This window comes from Hydrogenophaga sedimenti, from assembly GCF_051857515.1.
Classification (GTDB): Bacteria; Pseudomonadota; Gammaproteobacteria; order Burkholderiales; family Burkholderiaceae_C; genus Hydrogenophaga.
On sequence record NZ_JBPZHA010000003.1, the window covers coordinates 306,621 to 322,613 of the forward strand.

At 70.2% G+C, this 15,993-nt stretch carries 10 protein-coding genes; 6 read left to right on the top strand and 4 right to left on the bottom strand.

The genetic code is table 11. The annotated features are described in order from the left end of the window. Positions 1 to 50: 50 nt before the first annotated feature. From ACS5NL_RS06575 to ACS5NL_RS06585, 3 genes are all read left to right on the top strand, one after another. Positions 51 to 4,133, top strand: coding sequence for a PAS domain S-box protein (locus ACS5NL_RS06575; RefSeq protein ID WP_439352839.1), 4,083 nt, complete (start codon positions 51 to 53; stop codon positions 4,131 to 4,133). Positions 4,134 to 4,203: 70 nt separating this feature from the next. Continuing rightward, on the top strand, positions 4,204 to 5,136 hold the full coding sequence (rocF, locus tag ACS5NL_RS06580) for an arginase (RefSeq protein ID WP_439352840.1): 933 nt from the start codon (positions 4,204 to 4,206) through the stop codon (positions 5,134 to 5,136). Positions 5,137 to 5,234: 98 nt separating this feature from the next. Further along, positions 5,235 to 7,565: an InlB B-repeat-containing protein gene (locus ACS5NL_RS06585; protein WP_439352841.1), complete on the top strand. Its 2,331-nt coding sequence runs from the start codon at positions 5,235 to 5,237 to the stop codon at positions 7,563 to 7,565. A gap of 6 nt (positions 7,566 to 7,571) precedes the next feature. Here ACS5NL_RS06585 and ACS5NL_RS06590 read toward each other — a convergent pair whose 3' ends face one another. Further along, entirely contained in the window at positions 7,572 to 7,874 is a 303-nt protein-coding gene (locus tag ACS5NL_RS06590; protein ID WP_439352842.1) for an antibiotic biosynthesis monooxygenase family protein, read from the bottom strand. Between the two features lie 199 nt (positions 7,875 to 8,073). Next, positions 8,074 to 9,711 (bottom strand): GMC family oxidoreductase, encoded by a 1,638-nt coding sequence (locus tag ACS5NL_RS06595; protein ID WP_439352843.1) that lies wholly within the window; start codon positions 9,709 to 9,711, stop codon positions 8,074 to 8,076. Positions 9,712 to 9,860: 149 nt separating this feature from the next. Here ACS5NL_RS06595 and ACS5NL_RS06600 point away from each other — a divergent pair, with 149 nt between their 5' ends. The 3 genes from ACS5NL_RS06600 to gorA all read left to right on the top strand — a co-directional run bounded on the left by ACS5NL_RS06600 (position 9,861) and on the right by gorA (position 13,006). Beyond that, positions 9,861 to 10,712 carry a 3-hydroxybutyryl-CoA dehydrogenase gene (locus ACS5NL_RS06600; RefSeq protein ID WP_439352844.1) on the top strand — a complete coding sequence of 284 codons (852 nt, stop codon included), beginning with the start codon at positions 9,861 to 9,863 and terminating at the stop codon, positions 10,710 to 10,712. A gap of 272 nt (positions 10,713 to 10,984) precedes the next feature. After that, entirely contained in the window at positions 10,985 to 11,524 is a 540-nt protein-coding gene (locus ACS5NL_RS06605; RefSeq protein WP_439352845.1) for a hemerythrin domain-containing protein, read from the top strand. 75 nt (positions 11,525 to 11,599) lie between these two features. After that, positions 11,600 to 13,006, top strand: coding sequence for a glutathione-disulfide reductase (gene gorA / locus ACS5NL_RS06610; RefSeq protein WP_439352846.1), 1,407 nt, complete (start codon positions 11,600 to 11,602; stop codon positions 13,004 to 13,006). A gap of 117 nt (positions 13,007 to 13,123) precedes the next feature. On the opposite strand, the gene ACS5NL_RS06615 is transcribed toward gorA, so the two are convergent. Beyond that, the gene (locus ACS5NL_RS06615; protein ID WP_439352847.1) at positions 13,124 to 14,419 is read right to left on the bottom strand and encodes a DUF4010 domain-containing protein; all 1,296 of its coding nucleotides are present in this window, start codon (positions 14,417 to 14,419) and stop codon (positions 13,124 to 13,126) included. A gap of 46 nt (positions 14,420 to 14,465) precedes the next feature. Beyond that, positions 14,466 to 15,989 carry a hypothetical protein gene (locus ACS5NL_RS06620; RefSeq protein WP_439352848.1) on the bottom strand — a complete coding sequence of 508 codons (1,524 nt, stop codon included), beginning with the start codon at positions 15,987 to 15,989 and terminating at the stop codon, positions 14,466 to 14,468. Between the last annotated feature and the right edge of the window lie 4 nt (positions 15,990 to 15,993).

Genomic DNA, 15,993 nt, shown 5'->3' on the forward strand with positions numbered 1-15,993 from the left:
ACTGAACCGCGGTCCCTCAGGGACCCGTAGTCCGAGCAGCATCCGCCCTCATGACCCCCATGCCTGAACGCCACGGCGACACCGAACCGGCCTCCCGCCCCACCCCGAAGACAGAACCCACCCAGGGGCTGCCTGTGCCCGGCGCGCGGTGGCTGCGCGCGCTCGCCGTGGTGGCCATCGGTCTGCTGCTGGCGCTGTCCAGCGGGCTGTTGCTGGTCCAGCGCGAAGCCACCCTGGAACGCGCCCAGGCGCAGGCCCAGCGCGAAGTCCAGCGCCTGGCGGCAGAACTGGAGCAGTCGCTGCGGCTGGCACAGGCCAGCATCGCCGCCACCGGCACCTCCCCCGCCTCCCGCGCCGCCGACCTGCTCAGCGCGCAACGCCCGCTGGTGGACTCGCTGAGCCTGCCGTTCTCCCTGCGCCAGCTGGACGCGGGGGCCCTCGGGAGCAAGGATCTGCCTGCCGCGCAATGGCAGCCGGAACTGGCGCAACAGGCGGGTGCGCAGTGGGTGGTTCCCCTGCGCTGGCGCCAGCCTGCGGCCGAGGGTGGACAGATCTACCAGGTGGACCTGCCGCGCGACGCCCTGCTGTCGCGTTTTGCCTCGGAAGGGTTGCCCGCCGGTGGCAGCATGAGCCTGTTCCGGCTGGAGGACGACGGCGCCACCACCGTGCTGGTGCGCCACCCGCTGGTGCCGCAGGAACAGGGCCTCACCGTGCGTGGCCACCTGACCGACGCCGTGCGGCAGGCGTCCTCCGGCGTGTTCGACGCCACGGCCCAGATCGATGGCGTGCGGCGCATCGTCGGTTTCCAGCGGCTGGCCGGCAGCGCCGACCGCCTGGTGATCGTCTATGCGCTGTCGGTGCAGAGCGTGCTGGCCGAGTGGGCCGCCATCCTGCCCCTGGCCGCTGCGCTGACCTTGCTGGTGGCCGCGGCCATGGCCTACGGCGCCTGGCGCCTGGACCGGTCCATGCAGGCCCTGGCCCGCAGCGAGCGGCACTTCCAGACCCTGAGCGACCACCTGCCCGACGTGTTCGTGCGTTACGACGCCAGCGGGCGCGTGCTGTACGCCAACCCGGCGGTGGAGACCGCCACCGGCATCCCGGCGCAGGCGATGCTGGGCCGCACGCTGGAACAATTCGGGGCCCCGTCCGATGTGGCGGCGCTGTGGCGCACCTGCCTGCAACGGGTCGCCGCGACCGGCGAGCCGGAAATCCTGTATTTCACCCACACGGGGCCACGCGGCGAGCGCCACTGGGAAGCCCAGGCCAGCCTGGAGCCGGTGGCCGCCGGCGCCCCCGTCACCACGCTGGTGATCTCCCGCGACATCACCGCACGCCGCGAGGCCGAAGCCCGCCAGCACTCGGCGCAAAAGCTGTTCGAAACCGTCTTCCAGGCGGCGCCGGAAGCCATGTCCCTGACCGATTGGAGCAACAGCCAGTTGCTGCTCGTCAACGATGCGTTCTGCACGCTCTTTGGTCGGTCGCGCGAGCAGCTGATCGGCCAGTCGGCCATCGAGCTGAGGCTCTGGCAGTCGCCATCGGAGCGGCAACAGCTCATCGAGCGGCTGGAGCGTGGCGAACAGGTGCGCAATGCCGCGGCCAGCAGCACGCGCCCGGACGGGCAGACGATCCAGGTGCGCTACAGCGCCGAGCGGGTGCAGCAGGATGGCGAACAGCGGCTGTTGCTGATGTTCCGCGACGTCACCCAGCTCGAAAGCGACCAGCGCACCCTGGAGCGCAGCGAGCAGCGCTTCCGCCTCGCCGCCGCCCACGGCCAGGTGTGGGAATGGGATTTCGGCCGCGGGTTCATCCAGCCCAGCGACGAGTTCTTCGTCGCCATGGGCCACCCTTCGCCCCCGGCCGACCAGATGGGGGCGCGTTTCCTGGAACTGATCCACCCCGAAGACCTGCCCCGGCTGCAGCAAGTGCTGCGCCGCTTCTTCAAGGGTGAGGGCGACTACCGGCTGGAGTTCCGGGCGCGCGACGCGCAGGGCCGCGACCACTGGTTCGACACCCGGGGCTCCGGGCTGCGCGACGCCAGCGGCCATGTCACCTACATGGCGGGCACCACCTTCGAGATCAGCGACCGCAAGGCACTGGAAGAAGCCCAGCGGCAGACCCTCAAACACCTGGACACGGTGGCCAATGCCTCCGCCGCCCTGGCCTGGACGGTGGACGCGCAGCAGAAGCCCGACTGGCTCAACCAGGCCTGGCTGGACTTCACCGGCCGCGACCTGCGCAGCGAATGCGATGCGCCCTGGCTGGACGATGTGCATCCGCAGGACCGAGAGCGTTGCGCCCAGGTGTTCAACAGCGCCTTCGCGGCGCGACAGCCCTACAGCATGGAATACCGCCTGCGGCGCCACGATGGCGAATACCGCTGGCTGCACGAGCAGGGCCGCCCCCGGTACGACGCCGACCAGCGCTTCATCGGCTACGTCGGCTCCTGCCTGGACGTGACCGAGCTGCGCCGGGCCGAGGCGGTGGCCATGGAGCGCAGCGCCATCCTGGAACAGGTGTTCGGCGTCATCCAGGACATGCTGTTCGTGCTGGACGGGCAGGAACGCTTCGTCTTCTTCCAGGCGGGCGCCGAGGAACGGCTCTACCGGCGCCCCGAGGACTTCCTGGGCCGCCCCATGGCCGAGGTGCTGCCACCGGCACTGGTGCCGCCGCTGCGCGCGGCGATACAGCGTGCGCGGGAAAGCGGCGTCCAGGAACTCGACTACAGCATGGACCTGCCGGTCGGCACGCACTTCTTCAACGCCCGGCTGGCCTGGCTGCCGGGCGGTGACCAGTGCATGTTCGTGGTGCGCGACACCTCCGAACAGCAGGCGGTGGCGCGCGCACGCACGCGCCTGAACGATTTCGTGCTGCTGCTGTTCCGTCTGGCCAGCCGGTTCATCAACCTGCCGGTCCAGCAGATGGACGAAGCCATCGACGCCGCGCTCAAGGACATGGGGGTCTTCGTCGGAGCCGACCGCGCCTACCTCTTCGCCTACGACCCGCAGGCCGGCACGTCCACCAACACCCATGAGTGGTGCGCGCCCGGCATCGCCCCCCAGAAACCGCTGTGGCAGAACGCCCCGATCGGGCGCCTGACGGACTGGCACCAGATGCACCTGCGCGGCGAGAAGGTGATGGTGGCCGACCGCGAGGCCCTGCCCGCCTCGGCCCTGCGCGACGTGCTGCAGGCGATGGACATCCGCGGCCTGCTGACCCTGCCGCTGATGAACGGCACGGACTGCCTGGGTTTTGTGGGCCTGGACTCGGTGCACCAGCCGCGGGCCTACGGCAGTGAGGAGATCACGCTGCTGGAACTGTTCGCACAGATGCTGGTGAACTTGAGCCTGCGCGCGCAGGCGGCCGCGCAGGTGCGCGAAATGACCGAGCAGTTGGAACAGAAGGTGGAGGAGCGCACGCAGCAGCTGCACGAGAGCGTGCAGCGCCTGCAGACCGTCAACCGCGAGCTGGAGTCCTTCACCTACTCGGCGTCACACGACCTGCGCACGCCCTTGCGCGGCATCGAGGGCTTCAGCGCCCTGCTGCTGGACGAACACGCCGCGCAGCTGGACGACCAGGGCCGCGAATACCTGCAGCGCATCCAGCGCGCAACCCTGCACATGTCGCAGCTGGTCAACGACCTGCTGGCCTATTCGCACCTGCAGCAGCTGGCCGAGCAGATCGAGCCGGTGGCGCTGGCGGCCTGCGCGCAGACGGTGGCGGCGCCGTTCCGCGACGAGCTGGAGGCGCGCCAGGGCCAGCTGAGCGTGCTGATCCCCGACGACCTGCGGGTGCAGGCCAACCCCAAGGGGCTGGCCATCGTGCTGCGCAACCTGATCGACAACGCCCTGAAGTTCACGCCGGCGGGCCAGGCGCCCCGCGTGCGCGTCGAGGCGCATGCCGTGGGCGACCGGTTGCACCTGAGCGTGAGCGACCAGGGCATCGGCTTCGACATGCGGCACCACGACCGCATCTTCGGCATGTTCCAGCGCCTGCACCGGCAGGACCAGATTCCCGGCACCGGCATCGGGCTGGCCCTGGTGCAGAAAGCGGTGGAGCGCATGGGCGGTCAGATCCGGGCCGAAAGCACGCCCGGCCACGGCGCCACCTTCCGCGTCGATCTCCCCCTGGCCTGAATGCGCCGCCCGCTCCACTACCATCTGGCCGGCGGCCTGCACATGGCAGCCCTCCGCTGAAAGGTCCCTCATGATCACCAACCTCATCAGCCTGATCGGCGTCCCCACCGACATCGGCGCCGGCGCGCGTGGCGCCTCCATGGGCCCCGAAGCCCTGCGCGTGGCCGGCATCCAGCCCGTGCTGGAGAGCCACGGCCTGCAGGTCGTCGACCGCGGCAACCTCCAGGGGCCGGCCAACCCCTGGCTGCCGCCGGTCAACGGCTACCGCCACCTGGACGAGGTGGTCGCCTGGAATGCCGCGCTTCACGACGCCGTGCACGCCGAGCTCGCGTCGGGACGCCTGCCGATCGTGCTCGGCGGCGACCACTGCCTGGGCATGGGCTCGATCAGCGCGGTGGCGCGCCACTGCCGGGACAGCGGCAGGAAGCTGCGCGTGCTCTGGCTCGACGCCCACGCCGACTTCAACACCGCCGCGCTCACGCCCAGCGGCAACATCCACGGCATGCCGGTGGCCTGCCTGTGCGGTCACGGGCCGGCCGAACTGACCGGCATCGGCGGCCACGCACCGGCCATCCGCGCCGACATGGTGCGCCAGATCGGCATCCGCAGCGTCGACCCGGGCGAAAAGCGACTGGTGCACGAGGTCGGCCTGGAGGTGTTCGACATGCGCTACATCGACGAGATGGGCATGCGCCACACCATGGACCAGGCGCTCATGGGTCTGGACGACCAGACCCACCTGCACGTCAGCTTCGATGTCGATTTCCTCGACCCCGAGATCGCGCCCGGCGTGGGCACCACCGTGCCCGGCGGGCCGACCTACCGCGAGGCCCAGCTGTGCATGGAGATGATCGCGGACACCGGGCGCCTGGCCTCGCTGGACGTGATGGAGCTCAACCCGGCGCTGGATGTGAGAAACCGCACGGCGGAGCTGGCGGTGGACCTGATCGAGAGCCTGTTCGGCAAATCCACCCTGATGCGCCAGAGCGCGGCCCGCGCCTGACCGCCGACGGGCGGCCTCAAGATCGCCCGCAGCGCGCCGATACAGACCCGAGGGCCGATTGACCGCCATGCCGGCGGGTCGTGCCACCGAGGTACGCCATGTCTGTCCCGATCCTGCGCCAACGTCGCCTGTGGGCCTTCTGTCTCGCCCTGGGCACCAGCGCCGCGCTGCACGCGCAACCGGTGCCGTCCGCGGCGCTGGACCGGCTCACCGAACTGGTCGCGACCCAGGGCCACGTGCGGGTCATCATCGGCATGAAGGTCGACCCGGCCGCTGGCGCCAGTGGCACCGGCGCGGCGGGCGCCACCGACCTGCACAAACGGGCAAACTCGGCCCAGAACAAGCTGGAGGCCGAATTCCCGCGTGGCGGCAGCTCCAAGATCCTGTCCCGCTTCAACCTGCAGCCCCACATCGTCGCCGACGTGGACGCCGGCACCCTGGCGCACCTGAAGATGTCGCCGCTGGTGGCCAGCATCGAGGAAGACACGCCCGTGCCGCTGACGCTGGCCGAGAGCACGCCGCAGATCGGCGCGGTGCAGGCCTGGAGCAACGGCGTGACCGGCGCCGGTCAGAGCGTCGCCGTGCTCGACACCGGCGTCGACAAGACCCACCCGATGCTGTCCGGCAAGGTGGTCGCCGAAGCCTGCTATTCGTCCAACACGACCGAGGCCCGATCTGTCTGCCCCGGCAGCGTCACCGACAGCACGGCCAGCGGTTCGGGCGTGAACTGCGCCACCAGCATCTCCGGCTGCAGCCACGGCACCCACGTGGCCGGCATCGTGGCCGGCAATGGCGGCAGCGCCGGCACCTACGGCGTCGCGCCCGGCGCGCAGATCATCGCCATCCAGGTGTTCAGCTACTTCCCGTCCTACGGCGCCGTGATGTCCTACACCAGCGACCAGATCAAGGGGCTGGAGCGGGTCTACGCGCTCAAGGACGCGCTGAAGATCGCCTCGGTCAACATGAGCCTGGGCGGCGGCCAGTACACCAGCAACTGCGACGCCGACCGGCTGGCCCTGAAGGCCGCGATCGACAACCTGCGCTCGGTCGGCATCGCGACCGTGATCGCCAGCGGCAACAACGGCTGGACCAGTGCCATGTCGGCACCGGCCTGCATCTCGACCGCGGTCAGCGTGGGCGCCCACTGCGATGCCGGCCCCGACGGCAGCGCCTGCGCCACCGGCGTCGGCGGCATCGCCTCGTACTCCAACATCACCTCGTTCGTCTCGCTGGTCGCCCCGGGCAGCTACATCCGCTCGTCGGTGCCGGGCAACGCCTACGCGACCTACAACGGCACCTCGATGGCCACGCCGCACGTGGCCGGCGCCTGGGCACTGCTGCGCCAGGCCCAGCCGGCGATCTCGGTGACCGAGGGCCTGGCCCTGCTGCGCCAGCAGGCCGTCTCGGTGAACGACACCCGCTCCGGCGGCTCGGTCACCGGTCTCAAACGCCTGCAGACCGGCTTCCTCAGCACTGAAGCCACCACGCTGTCGGTCCAGCGAAACGGCACCGGCAGCGGCATCGTCTCGTCCACCCCCTCGGGCATCCTGTGCGGCGGCGACTGCAGCGAGACCTATTCGGCCGGCACCAGCGTCGCGCTGGTCGCCACCGCCGCCACCGGCTCGGTGTTCTCGGGCTGGTCGGGCGCCTGCAGCGGCACCGCCGGCTGCACCGTCTCCATGGCGCTTCCGCGCAGCGTGACCGCCACCTTCACCGCCACGCGCCAGACGCTGAGCGTGACCAGGCTGGGCGACGGCACCGGCACCGTGACCTCCAGCCCCTCCGGCATCAGCTGCGGCACCACCTGCAGCGCCAGCATGGTCGCCGGCGCCACGGTCAAGCTTGCCGCCGTCGCCGCCAAGGGATCGAAGTTCACCGGCTGGACCGGCGCCTGCAGCGGCACCGCCAGCTGCACGGTGGCCATGAACACGGCCATCACCGTGGGCGCCAAGTTCGAGCGCCTGCCCTACACCCTGAGCTACTCCAAGGCCGGCACCGGCGGCGGCAGCGTGACCGTGGTCAACACCGGCACCGTCTGCGGCGCCACCTGCAGCGCCAGCTTCCTCAGCGGCACGCTGGTGCGCCTGACCGCCTCACCCGATGCCTATTCCAACTTCACCGGCTGGTCGGGCGCGTGCAGCGGCGCCGCCTCCTGCGTGGTCTCGATGGACAACGTCAAGAAGGTCACGGCCAATTTCAAGCGGGTGCGCTTCACCCTGACGGCCACCGTGCAGGGCACCGGCGGCGGTCACATCACCACCGATGGCCTCGACTGCACGGGCACCTGCCAGAAGCTGTTCGAGAACACCAGCAAGCCCGCACTGAGCGCCACCGCCTCCAGCGGCTGGCGCTTCGTGAAATGGACCGGCGCCTGCAGGGTGACCATGAGCGGCGACAAGGCGGTCACCGCCTTGTTCGCCCCGCTCTGACCAGCCTCAGTCGGACTTGCCCACCAGTTCCAGGTGCTCCACCACCGGGGGCTGGGCAAAGAACGGCCCCACGATCGCGCGCCACTCGGTGAACGCCGGCGACTCCCGGAAGCCCACCGTGTGGTCTTCCAGCGTGGCCCAGTAGATGTTGAGGATGTAGCGGCCCGGCGATTCGATGCTGCGGTTGACCTTGAAGCCCTGGAAACCTTTGGCCTGGGCGATCACGGTGGTCACGCCGCGCAGGATGGCGGCCTCGAAGTCGGCGGCCCTGGCGGGGTCGATGCGGATGTCGGCGTGCTCAAGAATCATGAAGAGAACTCCCCCCGCGCCGCTTCGCGTCACGCCCCGGGGGGCGATGCCAGCGGCCTGGCAGAGCCAGTTCCGCGGCATCCTGGACGGGACATCGCACGCCGGGTTGATGGTGGAAGGGGGTTGAAGCGTAACCGAGAACACCGCAGAACCGGCTTCGCCGGGCTGCAGGTGCTGCCCCCTGGGGAGTGACGCGCCACTAGGCGCGGCGCAGGGGGTGGTCCTGTTTGATCATGTCGACCGCCTTCTCGCCCATCATGATCACCGGTGCATTGGTGTTGCCGCCGACGACCGAGGGCATGACCGAGGCGTCGACCACCCGCAGGCCACCGACGCCATGCACCCGCAGCCGCGCGTCGACCACAGCCCCCGACGCGGCGTCCGGCCCCATGCGGCAGGTGCCGACCGGGTGGTAGATGGTGTCGGTGTGGTGGCGCACGAACTGCTCGATCTGGGCGTCGCTCTGCGCGTCGCGCGAGGCGCGCGATTCGGTTCCGCCATGGCGGGCCAGCGCCGGTTGCTGCAACAGCGCCCGCGTGCGCTGGAAGCCGCGCACCAGCCGCGCCACATCGTCCGGGTCCTGCAGGAAGGCCGGGTCGATCAGCGGCGCCGCCTGCGGATCGCTGCTGGCCAGCCGCAGCGTGCCGCGGCTTTTCGGTCGCAGCAGGCAGACGTGGCACGAATAGCCGTGGCCCAGCACCGTCTTGCGGCCGTGGTCGACCAGTTTGCCGACCACGAAGTGCAGCTGCAGATCCGGGATGGCTTCTTCGGGCGCGCTCCGGATGAAGCCGCCGGCCTCGGCGAAGTTGGTGGTCAGCATGCCGCTGCGCCGCTGCCGCCACTCGAACACACCCCGGACCATGTTGGCCACACCGCGCAGCGAGAGACCGAACAGGTTGGTCAGGCGCGGCGCGTTCACCACCATCACCACGTCCGGATGGTCGTGCAGGTTCTGGCCCACACCTTCGAGCGGGTGCACCACCGCGATGCCATGTTCCTGCAGGTGCAGCACCGGCCCGATGCCCGAGAGCATCAGCAGCTGCGGCGACCCAAACGCACCAGCACTGAGCAGCACCTCGCCGCCGGGCTTGAGCATGAGCGTCTGCAGGTGACCGCGCCCGCCGTCCGGCCGGTACTCGACCCCGACGGCGCAGGGCCGCCCATCGCGCAACTCCGTCAGCACCCGCGTCGTCAGCGCACCGGTGATCACCTGCAGGTTGGGCCGGCCCAGGTGTGGCGTGAGGTAGGCCTTGGCGGCGCTGAAGCGTTCGCCGTTCTTGTGGGTCACCTGGTAGGCCCCGATGCCTTCCTGCTCCGGACCGTTGAAGTCGGTGTTGAGCGGGTAGCCGGCCTGGCGCCCCGCCTCGATGAAGTCGGGCAGCACCGGATTGGGCGAGCGCAGGTCCATCACGTTGAGCGGCCCACCCGTGCCATGCAGGGCATCGGCGCCGCGCTCGTTGTGTTCGGCGCGCTTGAAGTACGGCAGCACCCCGGCAAACGACCAGCCCGGATTGCCCTGCGCCGCCCAGCCGTCGTAGTCGCTCGCATGGCCGCGCGCGTAGATCATGGCGTTGATCGAGCTCGAACCGCCGAGCACCTTGCCGCGCGGCTGGTAGCCGCGCCGCCCGTGCAGGCCGGGCTGCGGCACCGTCGAATAGTCCCAGCCGTTGAGCTGGTACTTGGCCATGACGGCGAGGCCCGCAGGGCAGTGGATCAGCACGCTGCGATCGGCCGGCCCGGCCTCCAGCAGGACCACCCGGACCGCCGGGTCCTCGCTCAGCCGGCCGGCCAGCACACTGCCGGCGGAGCCCCCGCCGACGACGATGTAATCGAACATGAAGTCTCCTGGCGTCGCGCGCCTGTCATGCCGGTGCAAGACGCTGCGCGACAATGCCGGTCAAGGTAGCACAGGCCTTTTCGCCACAGTAGGCTGGCCCGCCTAGAGCGCCTCCGTCTTTTCCCTCATCTTCCAGGAGTGATTTCCACATGAGCAGCATCCAGACCGTCGGCATCATCGGCGCCGGCACCATGGGCAACGGCATCGCACAGGCCTGCGCCGTCAGCGGCATCCGCGTCGTCATGGTCGACGTGGCCCAGGCCGCGGTCGACAAGGGCCTGGCCACGGTCGCCGGCAGCCTGGACCGCCTGATCAAGAAAGAAAAGCTGAGCGCCGAAGGCAAGGCCGCCGCGCTGGCCCTGATCAAGGGTTCGACCAGCTACGACGACCTCAAGGGCGCGCAACTCGTCATCGAGGCCGCGACCGAAAACGAAGGCCTGAAGCTCAAGATCCTGCAGCAGCTCGACGGCATCCTCGCGCCCGAAGTGATCGTCGCCACCAACACCAGCTCGATCAGCATCACCAAGCTGGCCGCCGCCACCCAGCGCGCCGACCGCTTCATCGGCATGCACTTTTTCAACCCGGTGCCGATGATGGCGCTGGTGGAAATCATCCGCGGCCTGCAGACCAGCGACGCCACCCACGATGCCGTCAAGGCCCTGGCCGAGGCGCTGGGCAAGACGCCGATCACGGTGAAGAACGCGCCGGGTTTTGTGGTCAACCGCATCCTGGTGCCCATGATCAACGAAGCCTTCTTCGTGCTGGCCGAAGGCGTGGCCACGCCGGAAGACATCGACGCCGGCATGAAGCTGGGCACCAACCAGCCCATCGGGCCGCTGGCGCTGGCCGACATGATCGGCCTGGACGTCTGCCTGGCCGTGATGAACGTCTACATGGCCGAGTTCAACGACAGCAAGTACCGCCCCGCCCCGCTGCTCAAGGAGCTGGTGGCGGCCGGCTGGCTGGGCCGCAAGACCGGCCGCGGCGTGTATACGTACTGAGTCCCCCCCCCCCGCGCCGCCTGCGGCGTCACCCCCCAGGGGGCGGCACTGGCGGCCCGGCAAAGCCGGTTCCGCGGTGCCCTGGACCAACTCCCTTCCGGCGAGAGGTGTCTTCAACCGAGGATGCGGTGGAACCGGCTTTGCCGGGCCACTCGCATCGCCCCCTGGGGGTGACGCCGAAGGCGGCGCGGGGGGAGCCATTTCTTGCGCCAGATCAATTTGCGGCGGCGCAGCATCCTCAGAATGAACCCATCTTTTCTGAGGAGTTCGCCATGAGTGCCGCACCCGTTTCCATCGCCGTCTTCGAGTTCCTCGACAGCACCCACCAGGACATCCAGGCCCAGGTGCGCCAGCTGCATGCGCTGGTCGATGCCATCGAGGCCGACGGTCTGAGCCAGGCCAACCGCGCCCAGGCGCGGCGCGTGCTCGACTACTTCAGCCGCGAAGCGCGCCAGCACCACCTCGACGAAGAAAAGCACATCTTCCCGCCCCTGCTCGCCAGCCAGGACCCGGCCATCGTGCAGGCGACCGAACACCTGATCCAGGACCACGGCTGGCTGGAGGAGAACTGGATCCAGATCGCCCCCTCGCTCGAAGCGGCCACCAACGGCAACCTCTGGTTCGACACCGCCGAACTGCGGCACGCGCTGGAGGTGTTTGAAGCGCTGTACCTCGACCACATCCTGCTCGAAGAATCGATCGCCTACCCCGAGGCCAGGAAGCGCCTGCAGGGTCTGGACACCCTGGGCATGGGCCGCGAGATGGCCAGGCGCCGGGCACTGGAGCGCGACGAGGTGCGCGCCCGGGCCTGAGCGGAAACAACCCCGCCGTCGCACGGGCCGGCGGCGGCCCGTACACTGCCCTGCTCCCGAACAGGACAGTGAGCCATGAGCAGTCACGACTTCGACCTTTTTGTCATCGGCGGCGGCAGCGGCGGTGTGCGCGCCGCCCGCATGGCCGCACAACGCGGCGCCCGCGTCGCCCTGGCCGAGATGCTGGGCCAGGACGGCCTCGGCGGCACCTGCGTCAACGTCGGCTGCATCCCCAAGAAGCTCTACAGCTACGCCGCGCACTACCACGCCGCGTTCGAGGAATCGCGCGGCTTCGGCTGGGAGCTGGACACGGCGCCCCGCTTCCAGTGGGCCACGCTCAAGGCCAACCGGGCCAAAGAGATCACGCGCCTGAACGGCGTCTACGGCAACCTGCTGCGCGGCTCGGGCGTCACGGTGTTCAACGGCTTTGCCCGCCTCGACGGCGAGCACCGCATCACCCTGGCCACGCTGAACGCCGACGGCTCGCCCGGCCACCAGAGCTTCACCGCGGCACACATCCTGATCGCCACCGGCGGCACGCCGCACGTGCCGCATTTCGTCGGCCGCGAGCACGTCATCACCTCCAACGAGGTGTTCGACCTGGAGCCGTTCCCGCAGCGCCTGCTGATCGTGGGCGGCGGCTACATCGCCTGCGAATTCGCCTCGATCTTCAACGGCCTGGGCGCCAAGGTCACCCAGCTCTACCGCGGCGAACAGGTGCTGCGCGGTTTCGACGACGAGATCCGGCATTTCGTGGCCGGCGAGATGCAGAAATCCGGTGTCGATCTGCGGCTGAACGCGGGCGTGGTCGACATCCGGAAAACGGACGAGGGACTGCGCGCCGAACTGGAGGATGGCAATGTGGTGCTGGCCGACGCGGTGCTCTACGCCACCGGTCGCACGCCCAACGTGCAGGGCCTGGGGCTGGACGCGGCGGGCGTGGCACAGGGCGCACAGGGCGAGGTGCTGGTCGACGAGCACTACCGGACCAATGTGCCGCATGTCTACGCGGTCGGCGACGTGACCAGCCGCGTGCAGCTCACGCCGGTCGCGCTGGGCGAGGCGATGGTGGTGGTCGACCAGCTGTTCGGTCCCGCCGCCGGCAAGCCGCCGCGCAGCATGGGCTACGACTTCATCCCGACGGCCGTGTTCACCCACCCGAGCATCGGCACCGTGGGCCTGAGCGAAGCGCAGGCGCGCGAGCGCTTCGGCGACGTCACGATCTTCCGCAGCGAATTCAAGGCGCTGCGCCACACGCTCTCGGGCAGCAGCGAACGCACGCTGATGAAGCTGGTGGTCGACACCGCGAGCGACCGCGTGGTCGGCCTGCACATGGTCGGCGCCGAGGCCGGCGAGATCGTGCAGGGCTTCGCGGTCGCCATGAAGGCCGGCGCGACCAAGGCCGTGTTCGACGCCACCATCGGCATCCACCCGACCGCCGCCGAAGAGTTCGTGACCATGCGCGAACCCGTCAGGAACTGAGGCCCCCACGCTCCGCCGCTGTGCGGGTCGCTGCCCCCCGAGGGGGCTGGGCCTGCCTTGGGGCGGCCCGGCGGCTGGCCCATCGGCCCCCACGCTCCGCCGCTTCCCTCCGCGCGTTCAGGCGCTGCCCATCCACACCACCCCGGCCGCCACCACCAGGGTGTGCAGCCACAGGCCCGGCGCGAGCGCGCGCAGGTAGGGCCATCCGCCAGTCAGCCACGCGGTCAGGCTCTTGCTGCCGGCGTGCACCAGCAGGGCCAGCGCCACCGACCACACCGCCACCGACCCCGGGGCCGGTGGTGCGGCCGAAAACACCGCCGCCATGGCCGCATGCAGGTCGGCCAGCGCGGCCAGCAGCGCACCGGCCAGCAGGCCGGCGTCGCCCAGCCAGCGCTGCAGGAGGTGCACCAGCACCTGAACGCCGCTGAGCAGCAGCACCACCACGGCGGCCCCCGGCAGACTGAACATGCGGTCCTCGCCACCGCCGCCCGGTCCTTCGGTCCGGGGCGAAGACACCGCCAGCCCACCGTCGGCCGGCTCGTGGCGCACCGCCAGCCAGCCCCACACCACCGCGATCGCCGCGCCGAGCAGTGCCGGCCCCCACAGCACCCGCAACCAGGCCGGCTGCGTCACCGAGGCCACCAGCAGCAGCTGCAGCTGCGTCGCCACGCAGGACACCAGCCCCCCGCCCGCCATGCGACGGGCATCGCGCCCCTGTTCCCGCACCGCCAAGCCCATCGACGCGATCGTGGCGGTGCTCGAGACGAAGCCCGAGGCCAGCGCGGCCAGGGCGACGGCGTGGCGGGAGGCCAGCAGACGGCCCGCGAGGTGGGCCAGCGACTGCACGCCCAGCAGGACCACCAGCAGGCGCAGCACCGCGTGCGGGTTCACCAGCCCGTCCCACAGCGTGCGGTCGGGCACCAGGGGCAGCGCCATCAGCGCCAGCGCCGCCAGCACGATGCCGTCGCGCACCTCCCCGGGCCGCAGCCATTGCAAGGCCAGCCGGTGCAGGCGCTCGCGCCCTGCCAGCAGGGCCGTCAGGCCGACCGCCAACCCCGCCGCCAGCGGCAGGCTGACGGCACAGAGCACACCATCGAGGTAGACCAGCAGCAGCGCAATCTCGGTCGTCACGCCGGGATCGTCCGACCGGTCGCGCCAGTACGCCAGCAACGCCAGCCCCACCACCAGCAGCGCGCCCGCCACGACCAGGCCAGCGATCTGCGTCAGCGCCGTGGCCGCGCCACACAGGCTGGTCGCCGCAAAGGTGCGCAGCCCGGCAAACCCACGCTGCGGACCCTGGCCCTTGCGGCGCTCGCGTTCGATCCCGACCAGCAGGCCGCAGCCCAGCGCCACCGCCAGCACTGCGGCGGCCGGGGTGCCGGGGGACAGGGTCCAGGAAGCGGTCAGGGGCATGGTGCGGCGGGGAGATCCAGACTCCCGCCACTGTAGCGCTGCCCCTTCAGGGCGTGACCAGCCCGTCCATGCGCACCACCTCGAAGTTGCTGCCCTTGACCTGACCCAGCTCGCTGTTGAGCACGTCGTTGTTCCAGCGCGGGTCGGGCGCGCCGCTGACGTACCAGTTGCTGCCGTTGTCGGCCATCAGCATGCCGTGCTTCTTCATCGCGGTCAGCAGGGCCCTGGTCTCGGCGCTGAAGGTCGAGGGAATGTTGTAGCTGGCCTTGAGCCGCACCCGCATGCCCATGGGCGGCAGGTTGGCGTCGGTGTTCGACGAGGCCCAGTGCGTGGCCGGCGGCACATAGGCGCGGCGGCTGCGCTGCACGGTGAAGCGCAGCGCATGGGCGATGCCGCCCGGCCCGCGCGAGGCTTCTTCATAACGCGCCAGGCCGGGGAAGATCGGCAGGCCCGCGGCGTCGGCGCTGGTCCAGCCAGCCTGGCCGCCGGGTCGCACGTTGTTGCTGTCCAGGTGAAACAGCGCACCGACGTCGGCCCACCAGCTGGTGTCCTGGGCGAATGCGCGTCCCAGTTCGTACAGGCGGTTGTTGTCCCGGTCGATCACCAGCACATGCCGGTCGCCGGTGGCCTGCCATCCGCCCTCCACCGGCGCATCCATCGGCACCGGGTATGGCCCCGGATCGCTCTCGTCGCCATAGGCGGTCCAGACCATCGGCACCCTGGGCTGAGTGCCCGACACCACCACGTAGGGAATGCCGATCGGCGCGCCTTCCCAGAAGCCGGAACCGAAGTCCGGGTGCAGCCCGGTGTTCAGGCCGATGCTGGCGATGATGGCGTCCGAGTTCGGGTCGACATCCAGGGCAGAGACGTCGCGGTTCCACGCGTTGTCCGACGGGAAGGCAACGGCGCCGTAGAGCGGCGCGCCCGGACCGAGCGCGGCACGCGCGAAGTTGCCGTAGCTCAGCGTGGTCGCCGGCTCGCTGCCGAAGACGTAATAGGCCGCCCCCTCATAGCCGTACTGCGGCAGGTAGGCGACCTCGGTCGGGGTGACCGTATAGAAGTGGAAGCCCTTGCCGGCCAGGTAGAAGCGACTGAGCGGGCGCAGCCCCGCACCCGCGACCGTGCTCGCGTAATAGGCGATGCCTTCGTAGCTGAACTGCGGCAGGTTGGCCTGCACCTGGGCCTTCTCCGTGGCGCTGATGGTGTAGAAGTGCACCCCGGTCTGGCGGTTGTAGAAGCGGTAGACCGGGCTCAGGCCCGATGCGGCGACGGCGCTGGCCTCGAAGGCCGGGCCGTCGTACTGCATGAACGGCAGGCTGGCCTGCACCTGCGCCTTTTCCGCGGCGCTGATGGTGTAGAAATGTGCGCCCGTGTTCAGGTTGTAGAAGCGGTACACCGGGGTGGTGGCGTAGGCCTTTTCGGTCGCACCGTCCAGCGCCGAGGCCTTGCCCTGCCGGGTGGTGGCCGTGGCCGTGTCCGGCGAAGCGCCGCCGCAGCCGGACAGCCCGAGGGCGGCGATCAGACACGCGGCACCGAAGGCCGGCCGGCGAAGAGAACGGAGGCAAGACATGGTC

Excerpts from the sequence above, each read along its gene's own strand:
- ACS5NL_RS06575 (WP_439352839.1), top strand. The coding sequence starts at position 51 with ATGACCCCCATGCCTGAACGCCACGGCGACACCGAACCGGCCTCCCGC.
- rocF (WP_439352840.1), top strand. The coding sequence starts at position 4,204 with ATGATCACCAACCTCATCAGCCTGATCGGCGTCCCCACCGACATCGGC.
- ACS5NL_RS06585 (WP_439352841.1), top strand. The coding sequence starts at position 5,235 with ATGTCTGTCCCGATCCTGCGCCAACGTCGCCTGTGGGCCTTCTGTCTC.
- ACS5NL_RS06590 (WP_439352842.1), bottom strand. The coding sequence starts at position 7,874 with ATGATTCTTGAGCACGCCGACATCCGCATCGACCCCGCCAGGGCCGCC.
- ACS5NL_RS06595 (WP_439352843.1), bottom strand. The coding sequence starts at position 9,711 with ATGTTCGATTACATCGTCGTCGGCGGGGGCTCCGCCGGCAGTGTGCTG.
- ACS5NL_RS06600 (WP_439352844.1), top strand. The coding sequence starts at position 9,861 with ATGAGCAGCATCCAGACCGTCGGCATCATCGGCGCCGGCACCATGGGC.
- ACS5NL_RS06605 (WP_439352845.1), top strand. The coding sequence starts at position 10,985 with ATGAGTGCCGCACCCGTTTCCATCGCCGTCTTCGAGTTCCTCGACAGC.
- gorA (WP_439352846.1), top strand. The coding sequence starts at position 11,600 with ATGAGCAGTCACGACTTCGACCTTTTTGTCATCGGCGGCGGCAGCGGC.
- ACS5NL_RS06615 (WP_439352847.1), bottom strand. The coding sequence starts at position 14,419 with ATGCCCCTGACCGCTTCCTGGACCCTGTCCCCCGGCACCCCGGCCGCC.
- ACS5NL_RS06620 (WP_439352848.1), bottom strand. The coding sequence starts at position 15,989 with ATGTCTTGCCTCCGTTCTCTTCGCCGGCCGGCCTTCGGTGCCGCGTGT.